The 12,194-nt window shown below is 56.2% G+C and carries 7 protein-coding genes; 2 read left to right on the forward strand and 5 right to left on the reverse strand.

All coding sequences use genetic code 11. From position 1 onward, the window contains the following. Positions 1 to 1,056: 1,056 nt before the first annotated feature. Genes ABIE48_RS29835 through ABIE48_RS29855 form a run of 5 tightly spaced genes read right to left on the reverse strand, consistent with a single transcriptional unit; the run spans position 1,057 to position 10,766 of the window. On the reverse strand, positions 1,057 to 1,722 hold the full coding sequence (locus ABIE48_RS29835) for a beta-mannanase (RefSeq protein WP_145027130.1): 666 nt from the start codon (positions 1,720 to 1,722) through the stop codon (positions 1,057 to 1,059). A gap of 19 nt (positions 1,723 to 1,741) precedes the next feature. Continuing rightward, positions 1,742 to 3,022 carry a vWA domain-containing protein gene (locus ABIE48_RS29840; protein WP_192716077.1) on the reverse strand — a complete coding sequence of 427 codons (1,281 nt, stop codon included), beginning with the start codon at positions 3,020 to 3,022 and terminating at the stop codon, positions 1,742 to 1,744. Between the two features lie 37 nt (positions 3,023 to 3,059). Beyond that, positions 3,060 to 5,546, reverse strand: coding sequence for a transcription initiation factor TFIID (locus tag ABIE48_RS29845; RefSeq protein ID WP_192716078.1), 2,487 nt, complete (start codon positions 5,544 to 5,546; stop codon positions 3,060 to 3,062). A gap of 3 nt (positions 5,547 to 5,549) precedes the next feature. Then, positions 5,550 to 8,939 carry a tubulin-like doman-containing protein gene (locus ABIE48_RS29850; RefSeq protein ID WP_192716079.1) on the reverse strand — a complete coding sequence of 1,130 codons (3,390 nt, stop codon included), beginning with the start codon at positions 8,937 to 8,939 and terminating at the stop codon, positions 5,550 to 5,552. Between the two features lie 42 nt (positions 8,940 to 8,981). Continuing rightward, positions 8,982 to 10,766 (reverse strand): vWA domain-containing protein, encoded by a 1,785-nt coding sequence (locus ABIE48_RS29855; RefSeq protein ID WP_192716080.1) that lies wholly within the window; start codon positions 10,764 to 10,766, stop codon positions 8,982 to 8,984. 342 nt (positions 10,767 to 11,108) lie between these two features. Here ABIE48_RS29855 and ABIE48_RS29860 point away from each other — a divergent pair, with 342 nt between their 5' ends. Beyond that, on the forward strand, positions 11,109 to 11,258 hold the full coding sequence (locus tag ABIE48_RS29860) for a hypothetical protein (protein ID WP_163880163.1): 150 nt from the start codon (positions 11,109 to 11,111) through the stop codon (positions 11,256 to 11,258). Further along, the gene (locus ABIE48_RS29865; protein ID WP_192716081.1) at positions 11,251 to 12,186 is read left to right on the forward strand and encodes a hypothetical protein; all 936 of its coding nucleotides are present in this window, start codon (positions 11,251 to 11,253) and stop codon (positions 12,184 to 12,186) included. The genes ABIE48_RS29860 and ABIE48_RS29865 overlap by 8 nt, the downstream gene beginning before the upstream one ends. Positions 12,187 to 12,194 lie beyond the last annotated feature (8 nt).

Consider the following 12,194-nt stretch of genomic DNA (forward strand, 5'->3'; position numbering starts at 1 on the left):
AGAGGCGCTGATGACTTTTCGTGAGCTGACTCGAAGAGACGCTGATATCTCTCGTTTTGCGGAAGCAAAACATCGAGAATATATTCCTCGAGCCGTGGCAGAGAAGCTAAAGCCCGCTCCGATGCCGGATCATTCTTCCGATCGCTGTTGCCTCCAAATTTCCTGATTTGGTTAACCCTATAAAGGTTGAAATTCCGAGGCAAAGGCGACCGCTGCCGCTTCTCCAGAATGATTCCGTCCTCTCCGCTAGGTCATCTCCGGCAGCATTTTTAACCCTGGGCCTCGCACTGCTTATGCCCTATGGAGTACGCTCACTCTTAAGCTCTAGGCTCGTTCCCTCTAAGCTGTTATTCTCTAAGCACTTCTCTCTATCCACTTCCCTCAAAGCTCTGCTCCCTTAGTGTATACGTCCTGCTAATCTATTCGTTCTGGTCATCTATTATTTCTGCTAATCTATTTGTTCTGCAGATCTAACGTTTAACTCTACCTCGAACCTTCAAACTCCATTCTGCAACTTTACAGGTCAATTCCGCAAGCTTGAGCACTTTTTGTCCTGTAATTCGTCCCTCAAAGCTAGCAATCCACCCTTAAATTTAATCCGCTCACTCTAACCCTTAATTTCACTAGTTTAATAGTTCATATGTTTAATCTCTATATTTTATCGCACATTCCTGCCCACAAGGTAGCACGGTACGGCCTGCACCGGATCCCTGAATCGGCTTGTACCTGCCATCTTCGAGCTATCCAGCTTCCGTTTACTCCTTTGAGTTCTGCTCCTAGCCTGCTACAGCCAAGCGAACATAGAGCACCCTGAGTCCGCCCACAAACGCTCCCTGCCATGTCGATATGGAGCATCCTGAGTCTACCCACAAATTGCCCTCTGCCAAGCGGAATATATGGACCGGAGAGTTTACGTGCTTCCTTTGAAATCGTGTTATTCCCTTCCCATCTCATCAAAATAACACGATTTCAACAGAAGCCGGAGGGGCATATATGGAGCGACCCAACAGAAGCCGAAGGGGCATATATGGAGCGACCGGAGCGACCGGAGCGACCCTAGCGTCCCTGCACCAACTCGAAGAGCTGCCCGTACTTCTTCCCGTCCGTAAAAAACAGGCGCACGTAATCGTTTTTGCCCACCTCGATGGCGGGCAGCACGTTTTTCCCCGCCGCGAAATCCATGACGAACGGATACACCGTTCCGTCTTCCTTGTGGGCGGGGTAGCTTCCCTGCTTCTTGACATAGCAGAGCGCCTCCTTCGGGATCGGGACCTCGGTCGTCACCCGGATTTCCACGGTCTTGAACTTCTGCAGCCATCCGCCCTTCTCGCGGATGGAGACGGTCACGCGGGCTTTGCCTGTGCTGAAGACGGCACGATTGGCCCCGTCAGGCTGGCGAAACAGGACGGCATCGCCTTGTTCCGTTACCGAAGCATAGACGGTGTAGATGACGCGTCCGACGCCCTCGATCCGGTCGTGATAACCGTTGTTCGCTTTGTATTCGTTTCGGGTATACAACCTCAGCTTGTCGGAAGGAGAATCGGACGGAGCCGAAGCTCCGCCCTCTCCCGCGTCCTCCGCAAGAATGTCAAAAGCTCTGCCGATGTACACGGCCTGAATCCCCTCCGGCCACTGCCAACGGAGGGTACAGCGATCCTCGTCCAGCTGGTGGGACAAGCCGCGGATGACCGGGTCGCCCGGCTGTGCATCGATAAACCGCATATGTCATGCGCCTCCCTGATTAGAATCCTCTGCTCGTGTTGTCTTTCTGGCGCCGGTCGAAGCCGGACTGCGTCCGTCCGGCCTGGCCCGGACGCTGAAGACCGGCCGCCAGCTTGCCGTTCTCCTTCACCGGAATGACACCGGTGAACAAGGCGAGCACGCCGGCCAGGATCAGGCACGACAGCAGGCGGACCATCTCGTCGCCAACGGTGTAGCCCGACAGGCCAAATTCGAGCACGGCTCCGGCGATCAAGCCGGACACCACGCCGCCAATACCAAAGCTGCGGGCCAAATACCGGTTGTCGAAGATCAGGCCGAGGGACAAGCCGATCGCCCCGCCGATGATGGCGATGAAAGCGATGTGCAGCATCCGGTAATAGACGCTGTCCTGCGTTGGGCCGGTCCGCTCAGTCAGAAGCGTCCGGTCGCCTACGTCTTCATAGATTTGCTGGAAGACCGGCGACAGGTCGCCCGCATTGGACACGTCGTAATACTGCCCGCCCGTCTCCCGGGCAATATCCTGCAGCAGCTGCGCCCCATCCGCCTGAACCAGGCTGAGCCCGATCGTGTTGACGGCGATTTGGCGCTGCTTGTACGCCGCAAGGGCGCTGTTCAGGTCGACATCGCTGATGCCGTCCGACAGCAGGATAACCATCGTGTTCCGGCTGGCGTCATTCGTTTCCTCGATATGCTTCATCGTATCCGCCAGCGCCAGGCTGATGTTCGTTCCCCCGTCGGTTGCTTCAAGCCCGTCGATTTCGGAGATGACCTTATGTTTGGCATCCTTATTTTTGACCTTCATAAACGGCTGCAGCAGGGTCGTCTGGTCGTTAAAGACCATCACCGCCACCCGGTTGTCACTGTCCATCCGGTTGATCAGGTTTTTGGCTGCCGTGTAGCGGTCATTGTCCGGGTCAGTCTCCCCCATGCTTCCGGAGTTGTCGATGACCAGAGCAATGTCCTTGACCGGTTTCGCATGGCCGGGATTGACTTCATAGACGAACTCCAAAACCAATCCCAGCACGAAGACCAGCACCAGTGTGGCCGGCACGAGCAGCTTCCAGGAAGTCCCCATATACCGCTGTCTCCAGGACGGCCCATTCAGGCGTGGTGACATCATCTCCGCGATCAGGCACCCGGTGCCGATGCAGAGAGCCAGGATTCCCACATATAATCCAATGGCCACGATTCGCGGAAGATCGCTGCCCCACACGTGCAGCACGACCTCTCCGATGACGTAGCCGGCCGCGCCGCCAATCAGGCTGAGGAGCAGCAGAAGCAGATTGATTTTACGCTGCATGATACCATGCTTCCTTTCTTAAGTGGCGCCCGGGCCCTTACCGCAGCTCCGGCAGCTGCCCGGGGTCCACACCGTGAAATTCGTAGCCGTTCTGGACGTACGTCTCATAATAGGTTTTGCCGTTGCGGTAATACATCAAGTCCTCCAGATGGAATCCGCCCATCAGGTTCAGCTTCTCGACGCCGCTGCTGCGCTTCTCGTGCACGACCCCGAGCTTGTAGATGCGCGAGGTCTCGTCTGCCCCTAGGGCATACCGGACGAATTCGCTGCTGGCATCGCCAAAGAAATACTTTTCCTCATAGCGGTGCTCCTGCGTATAGTCGAACAGCCGCACGTTAATGACTGCATGCTCCTCAAGGGTTCGGTACAGCATCTTGAACAGGTCTTCCTTCGACAGCACCTGCTTGTTGCTGTAATCGATCGTTACGTTGGCCCGGCGCAGCAATTCGTCCTCAAAGGTCTGATCAAAAGGCTCCGCCGTCAGCAAATCACGCTCCACGACAGCAATAAGCCTCTCCAGCAGTCTGTCGGTCCCCGCAGCTGCCAATGCGGACAGGTTCCCGACATAACGGTCCTCGAAAAAGATAAGCGGCCCCCTCTTCGCCTCCAGGTCGCGCATGATGTCTTCCGTCACGAGTCCGTAATACTCCATAATGTTCTGCCCGATATAATCGTCTGCAGCCCGAATGCTCTGCTGCGCAGAGGCATGCAGCTCACCCTCCAGCTGCTCCAGCCGCTGCGCCTGCCGTTTGTAGTGGCCGTGCAGACGCTCCAGCTCCGCCTCGTAGCGGCGGTACAGCTTCAGCTCGGTCTCCAGGAGCAGCAATTCCAGCTTGCGCTGATAGATGGTCTCCAGAAAATAGCGGATAAAGCTCCGCACATTATGTTTGTCCATCAGCGGCCGTTTTGGAAAAGGCAGGTTCCCCACCTGCTCGCCGTAATACCGGTCGAGCTCGGCCCGGTCAGCCTCCAGCTGGCCGGCCATATCGCGGATCCGGGCCCGCAGCGCCTCCAGCACACCGCCTGCCCCGTCTTTCTCGCCGGTCCATGCCGCAATGTGGAACACGCTGATCTCCGGATGCTCCGCCATCTGCTGCCGGATGACGGAATCCAGCTCTTCCGCCCCGTCCAGGCGGCCCAGCGTTTCGCTTGCCTCCTGCTCATAGTTGGCTTGAAAATACCGCTTGCACCCGTCACCGAACAGCGCCTCCTCCGCTTCGCGTACGGACATGCCTTTCAGCGAAGCGAAGCCGACCGGCCGGGTCATCATGCCGTTCATTTCCTCGATCCGGCTGCCGTCCGGCACCACATGGTCCGCATTCGACGAAACCGCCGCCGGATCCAGCCCGAAGAACGCCAGGCGTTCCTTGATGCCGAGTTCCCTTCCGGCCTTCATCCGCAGCAGCAGCTGACTGTAGAAATGGTACAGCACCGTCAGGGCAATCGGCTGGTTCGGCCGCTTGACCCTGGAGAAACCGGCGGAGACATAGCCCTGCCGGCCGGACTCCGTCATGATGTTATTTTTGAAGGAGGTATTGTTATAGCTTCCCGTCTGACCGTCGACCTGATGTTCTTTCTGCTTTCGGTTCTTCAGCAGGCCGAGGTGACAGATGATCTCATAGTTGTCCTGCATGCCGCCAGGATCGGCGATGCCGCGCTCGTTTTTGTCCGACAGCACGTACACCAGATCGAAGAGCGGTGAAGCCGGATGCGTTACCGGAATGGACAGTCCATCCTCCGTTACGTGCAGCGGCGCGGAGAACGTGTACGCGGGGCGCTGCATCATGTCGAGCTCCCGCAGAAAGGCCATCCCTGCCGAGCTGGCGTAACCGAACGACTCCAGCTGCTCCCGTTCGCTGATCAGCGCGTACAGGTCCATCTGAACCGACTTGAAGGACTGGCTGAAGATCGACTGGGCCAACAGCGAAATTTCCGGTATGAACACATTAAGCGGGTCGTCGACCCGCGTAATGACAGAGAGATGGATCCGGTCGAACGAGGAATACATCCGGCCGTAGCCCGCAATATGAGACTCCAGCCGGCGGATCGCCTTATTCAGCTCGAACAACTGCTTTTCGTTCCGGTAGAACGCCCGGTGCAGCTCTTTGCGTATCGTTTTGGGATCACCCGGCACAGCGGAGTCGTCCAACAGAAACCGGCTCAGCAAGGAGCCGCCGCCTTCGGAGCGCACTTCGCCGAACCCGTACCCTTTGGCTTCAAACCTTCCATTCGCATGACTTTCGCCCGCGGCCATGGACGCCAAAGGGCCGTGGGTCTCGTCCGAAGCGGCGGCCCCCCTGTCGCTGCCGGACGCCGTGCCGACATGGAAATACGTCACTCCGGCGCTGTTATCCCATTTTTGCCGGTGAATCTTCATGATCGGGGCGATGGCGTCCGCCGTCTTGTCGCCGATAAACAGAAGCACCGCCGGGTAATGGATGCTGCTCTGGTCGTCTCCCTTACCCGTCAGGCTCTCCTGGGCCGCGGCATAGCTGGATGCAAACCGCTCTAAAATGCCGTTCATCGCTTACTTCAGCCTTCTGCGGATATCGTTCAGCTTGGAAGAAATCTGTCTGTAGAACTGATAGCGGTCTTCCCCGTCCGCCAGCTCCACCTTCTCGTATTCGAGACGGTCGCGGGCTTCCAGGAAGGTCGCCGACAGCTCCTCCAGCTTGGTGAGCAGCGGGTTGATATCCTCCGAAGCGGTCAGCTCGGCATCCCGGCGGGACGATTTGCGCAGCAGGGTGCTGCGGCTTTTCTCATCCAGCCCGCGGAAATGCTTGAACACTTCGTATTCGACGTAATTGACGCTTTTCAGCAGATTGGCGAACGGCTGCCACGCTTCTTCTTCCGGGTCGCGGTCGTAGACGTACAAGGCGCCCTTCTTGCAGATCGTGCCGGTGTACATCGCTTCGATAAACTGGTCCAGCCACTTCTCCTCATCCTGATGCTGGCTGATGATGTCTTCCAGCTCGGCAGCCTTGGCGGCAATGGCTGTATACTTGGCCAATTCGGCCCGTACCCGGGTGATAAGCTCCGGCGAACGGATCAGATTCTCCTTGGCCAGATCCTCATTGATTGAGCCGAAGATATCCTTCGATCCTTCCCGCTCCAATCCCTCGCTCAAGTAACGCTTCAGCTCGGTCAGCGCCCGCTTCACTTCGCCAAGATTCGGCTTGGCGGCATTCAGCTGCATGTCGTAGGTGCGCAGCGCAGACTCCACGTCAAACGGCTTCGTAAACACCACCGCGTAGCGGTTGCTGGTGTTCTGGTCGGCATCCTTCAGCTGAACCACCTTCAGCTGCAGCGCCTGGTCGAATTCGGTGCGGACACGGGCGTTATAGCTCTGCACCCGCGGGTTTACGTAGGTCTCGCCCCACGATTTTTCCGGGATCGGCGAAGGCAGGTACGTCCAGTTCACACGATCGGTCTGCACCAGGTGGCGGCCGATGCCTTCTTTGTCCAGAATCGTGCGTTCGTAGCTTTCTTCGTACACCTTAAGCGGCGTATACACAAACAGCGGCACGCCATTTTTCGTGTTCAGCCAGAAGATCCGGTTCTTCACTTCGCTCTCTTTGACGGTAAAATGCGATTTGCCCACCGAATTGTTCTGATAATTGCGGATCCCCTTCAGGATGCTCGGCGCCTGCACCGGCACGGAGACAAAGCCCCAGGACGGGAAGTACAGATTGCCTGCGCTGTTGCTCAAGTGGAAGACCGGCACGGCCTCTTCGTCCAGCTTGCTGGCGATGTTCCGCTCCACAAATTTCTCGATCGACTCCTCCTGCCCGAACTTCATGATCAGGAAGTCTTCCATCGAGCGGGTAATGAGGTCGCCGAACTTGTCGGTCAGAAACTCCGAAATGGAGCTGACCACGTCGATCTCCTGCTCGCGAATCCAGCGATTGGAATGGTCCAGCAGCTCCTGTGCAAAGTCGCGGATCAGATCGTCAACATCCTTCTGCTCCATCATGCGGTTAATGACCTTCGAGATGTCGGGCACGCTGACCAGATTCCAGTAGTAAGTTTTGTTGCCCTTGTGATCCTGCTGCTCCTCCCCGTTCAGGAGAATGTCTCCGTTTTTGGCGAAAATGGAGTTCAGCGCGTTCAAAATTTCAGTATATACGTTATAAATGCGGTTGTTTTCCTTGTTCAGCAGATCGTACAGATCCTCGTAGAACTCGATCATCTGCTCGGTACGCTCTACATCCGCCATCAGCCAGTATTCGTTGATCTTGGCCTCGATGTAGACATTTTTCTTCTTTTCTTTGGATACGAAGGCGCTCTTTGCATCGCCCAGACGCTCATCCGCCTGCTCCCGGGCCACCTCGATGTCCCGCGGAATGCGGGTCAGGTTCTCGCGCAGCGTCTCAATATAGGAGAGCAGCATTTTGAGCAGGCTGAATCCCTTCTCCGTGTAGATCAGGCGGGACACGTAGAACGGCCCTTGCTGCGGGTGCAGGAACATGCGGCGGATCTGGTCGCTGAACTGCGCCACGATTTCCCCCGGCAGCTGCTTCTTCGCCTTGATATATTCCTCACGGGCCCGCGCCAGGAAATTTTGCTCCAGCTCGGTGTCCATGTTGATGACCTGATTTTTAACAACGTTCGTGTAGCTCAAGCGCTCGCTGTTCTGGTAGCCGGGCAGCGGCTCCGGCACGCGTGATTCGAACGTCTTCACCATCGTGTCGAGATCGACGCCGAGCTTGCGGGCGAACTTCTCGACGTCTTCCTGATTCGGCGCTTTTTCGAACATCGTTTCCATTTTGCCGAACAGGCGGTACGCCAGGAACGTCGTCATTTCCTCAATCGGAAGCACGGCCGACGAGGCGCCGATGATGTTGTAATCGTAGTTGGCCGGATACGCCTTGTTCATTTGGGCGATGTTCGTGCGGATGTTGCTGATATAGTCGTGAATGGCGAACTCTTCGCCCGATTGCTTTTCCTCGCTCGCCATGAAGTTCGTAATGTTCTCGGCGGTGACGTTCATGCAGTAATCGTAGGCATTTTCCAGCAGCTTGCCTTCCGTGTTGGTCGCCGAAATCAGATGGCACAGGTTAAACGGCGGCAGCGGCGAGTTGACGGTCAAAATATTGCCGTACTGCTGCTTGAACCGTTCCCCGCGCGCGTCCACGTTCATCCAGTAGTCGAGCTCTTTGAGGGCTGCATAACCGTTCTTCTTGATGTACTCACGCGTATGTTCGCTAAGGCTCTTGTTCGCCAGGTTGATATCCGGCGTGAACAGATAACCGAGCGTGTTGACCCGGTCGATCCCGGCGGAGCCATGGTCGCGCTCGATAATGCCGCGGACGATATAGGCGATGTCCAGGAAGCAGCCGCTTCCGGTACCGCCGGAGAGGCCGGTCAGCAGGAACACCATCAGCTTCTTGTTGGTGCCTACAGAGAGCGTCTTGATCTTCTTGTCGATGGCCTGCACGACCTGGTTGATCTTCGTGAAGAGCAGCAAGCGTCCCGCCTGGCGGACGCCCGCCGCGCCGTTCATGCCGTCGGTGATGCTGAGCTCGGGCGACAGCCAGTCCGTAATGTACGGCTCCAAAATACTGCGGTTCTGCAGCAGTCCGCCGATCTCGGCGTTCGACAGCAGCACGAATTCGTTAATCGGATCCAGGCCGACGCCTTTGTAGCGCTTGTTCCGGTCCTGCTCGTTCGTTTCAAAAGCCAGGAACTCGACGTTATCCGGCTTGTCCATCTTCTTCTTGGATAGCGGATCTTCCGGCAGCTTAAAGCGCCGGTTGATCTGGTATTTCAGGCGGAGCAGCGCATCGATGCCGGTGCCTCCGAGGCCGATGATCAGAATCGGGTTGTCAATCGTGTCCACCCGGATTTTTTCGCTGACGATACCGCCTCCCAGCGACACGTCCAGCTGCTGTATATGTTCTCTTACGACCGGTTTCATAAATTCCCCTCCTGGAAAAGGCGCACGGATATGAATAACCCGTTACACCAAATATTCAAATTGTATCGTTTTGTCAATCTGCTGCAGAGACACGCTCAGGCGGTCTCCGCTCTTCAGCTCCACGCCGGCGGAAGCATCCAGCACGCGGCCGGACCGCTCAATCGTGCAAGGCGAGGCATTTTTCAGCACCAGGCGGTCGTTCTTGCCCGGCGTAAACATGATTTTGTCGGTTTCCTTCAGTTCCGGCGCCAGCTGCAGCAGCTGGTGCAGGTTGAATTTGCCCCGGAATGAGGTCAGCTTCTTATACTGCGGGTATGTCTTCTCCCCGGTATTCTCGTCACGGATCTCGATGACCATCTGCCCGACAAAGCCCCGATTCGCCTTCTTCACGGCATTTAAAATGAAATACGCCGCGGCAGCGATGATCAGAAGGGCAATAACCCCGATCACGACGAGCATGGTAGGGAACGGTTTATCCTTGGACGCTCCTGAAGCAGCCGTCCCGGCCCCCGTGCCCGCAGCCGCCGGCTTGGCGCTGACGGTCACCGGCTGGGTTTCGCGGTAGAAGCTTTGGTCTTCCGCACGCACCTTCAGTTCGTACTGGTGCTTGGAGGGAATTTGGTAAGAACCCTCGAAATGGTCCCCTTGGTTCGTCAGCTTAACTTCCTCGGTCTTGCCCGTATCGAGGTCCTTCACCAGAAGCTTGGCGGCCATGCTGCCATACAGCGCCTGATCCTGAAGCTTCTGGCCGCTGCTGACCAGATACGACTTGATCTCTATCGTGTCACCCGGCTTCACCGATTTGGACGGCAGCGGATCCATCGTCAGGTCCAAATCATAGTTAAAGACGAGATTGATGTCGATTTTGTCCTTCGGAACGCCCTTCACCTGAAGCTTCCAGTCGCCCTGCTTAGGCTTCAGCAGCTTGATCAGGGAGTACGTCTTCGACTTGGAGCTCAGCACGTTCGCCGAAGGAATGGTCTGAGCCGTTCCGGCAGGATCGGTCAATTTCACGTCGACCGGGCTTCCGGACATCATCGAAATGTTCGCTTCCAGCACGTTCGCGTTCGGAACGCTGATGGTCACTTCCTGATAGCTGCCGTTCGCGGTGATCGACTGCACCGGAACGATCTTCAGCTTCTGGTGGCTGGCGAAAATTTCGCTCAAAATTTGCGGCAGATCATCCGCCGAGCTGGTGGAAAAGGACTTGGCCCCGGTCTTGCTGGCCAGATCCGCCAGGGCGGCCTTGTTCAGCTTGCCGTCGGCATTCAGCCCGATCGTATAGATGGGGATGCCTGCCTGCTTCGCCTCCTGCACGGCGGCGCTCAGCTGCTGGTCGGCCTGCTGCTCCGTCTTGCCCGATTTCGGGTCGAGCTCATTGTTGCCGTCCGCCAGGACGACGATCATCGGCTCGTGGCTCTTGTCCATGCCCTGTTTCAGCACCTTCACCGCTTCATCCACGCCGACCGAAATGTCGGTATAGGCGCCGCGGTCAAGCTGGTCGATGAACTGCTTCAAATCTTCCTTGTCCGCCGCGGACTGGATTTCAAGCAGCGCCTTCTCCCGCTGGATCTTGTCCGTATAGGAGACGATTCCGACCTTGTCCCCTTGGGTGGACAGCATGTCGATGAACATCTTCATCGCCTCGCTGCTGATCCGGTTCGGATCGCTAGCCTTCATCGAATTACTGGCATCCATCACCAGTACAGCGTCAATCTGGGATGACGGCTGCCCGGCAGCCGATACCGGCGGCAGAAAGCCGCACCATGACACAAACAGCAGCACCCCGGCCAGCAGGCACATTGTCCATTTATTTTTTAAATGCATAGGGTTTCTCCTTCATAACGTTAGTCTTCAGTTTCCAATATTCGAGGCCAGTATTCCGCAAAATTCGACCTTTCCTAGCCGCAAGAATGCCACTATTAACTCTAGGCAAAAAGTCTTAAATATTCCTTAAGAAACGATAAAAAAACGTGAAGCGACGTTTCTAGTTTCATTCCATATTCAGTAGAAACTTCCATGCCGAGCGCTAAAATATCCCAATCTATAACATTATGATATAATTATACCTGCCAAAGTTCAATGTTTACAGGAGCTCCGCGGATTGTAGGCATTAGGACCTAACTATCAACTTGCATAATTATCCATCCGATAGAAAGGAATATTGATATGATTGCTTACGGATGTCTCGCCGTTTTGTTTCTTTTTGTTTTGATCAAATCCGTCAATTATTTCAGACGCCAGAAGACCGCGCCGCTGCCGGAAGAGCTGGACGAAACGCTGCTCACCATCGCCAACCCGGGAGACCGCCATGGTTAAGAAGAAGCCGGTACGTCTGCGCCCTTATTATAGAACGAGATATGCCTATCAAAAGTTAAGAGTTTGCAAACATTGCCATCATTTTACCGTCCTGTGGGAAGACACTTGCGCCAACTGCGGCCGTCACTCGCTGATTCCAGTCATGGACCAGGCAGCGATTAACGCCAAGCGGTCGATGCAGACGGAAAGGCTTGCCGCCCTTCTGCTGACGCTGGTTGCAGTGCTGCTGAGCCAAACGTTCCTGCAGATCGCCGTTTGCCTGGGCGGGGGCATCCTGCTGACGGTGCTCCTGTGGCTGCTCCAGCGGCGCATGCTGCCGTCCGAGACGCGCCGCCAGCTGGACAAGCTGCTGCACGGCAGCCAGCGTGTGATCCTGGAAGGCATCTATTTGAATCTGTCCACCGCCTCAGCCGCCATTAAAGATGACGAGCAGATCGGTTACGAGATTCTGCGGGAGATTGCCACCATCGTGCATAATGACCGGATCCGGCTGCAGCAAATCGTGCTGCTCCAGTCGTTCGTGCTGCGCAAAGATATGGATCTCGAGCTGGAACCGCTGCTGATCGAGGATTTCGATTCCGATCTGGCCGCTTATATCGGCGAAATCGCCAAGGTCAAACGCGAGTTGATCAAAGCCAGCGCCATTCGTTATCTGCTCATACATGAGCGTTATATCCTGCAAATGAAGCAGGGCGCCAGCATTATGACGGCGGCGGCCGGTGCCGCGGTACGGATGAAGAAGTACGTGGATATGTATCCAGATTTCATCCGGCGCTACGCGCGCGGCCTGCCGCGGGAGCGGTTTTTACGGCTGTACCAGATCGTGCGGCGCAATCCGGACCAGTCCTGGGACGGTCTCCGCGACGAGGTTTCCGCCATTTATAATGAAAAGTACCGCTGGGACCCGGATTTTCAAAAATGGGAATAAAGAGGCCA

Origin of the sequence: Paenibacillus sp. OAE614 (assembly GCF_040546645.1) — a bacterium.
Classification (GTDB): Bacteria; Bacillota; Bacilli; order Paenibacillales; family Paenibacillaceae; genus Paenibacillus_AQ; species Paenibacillus_AQ favisporus.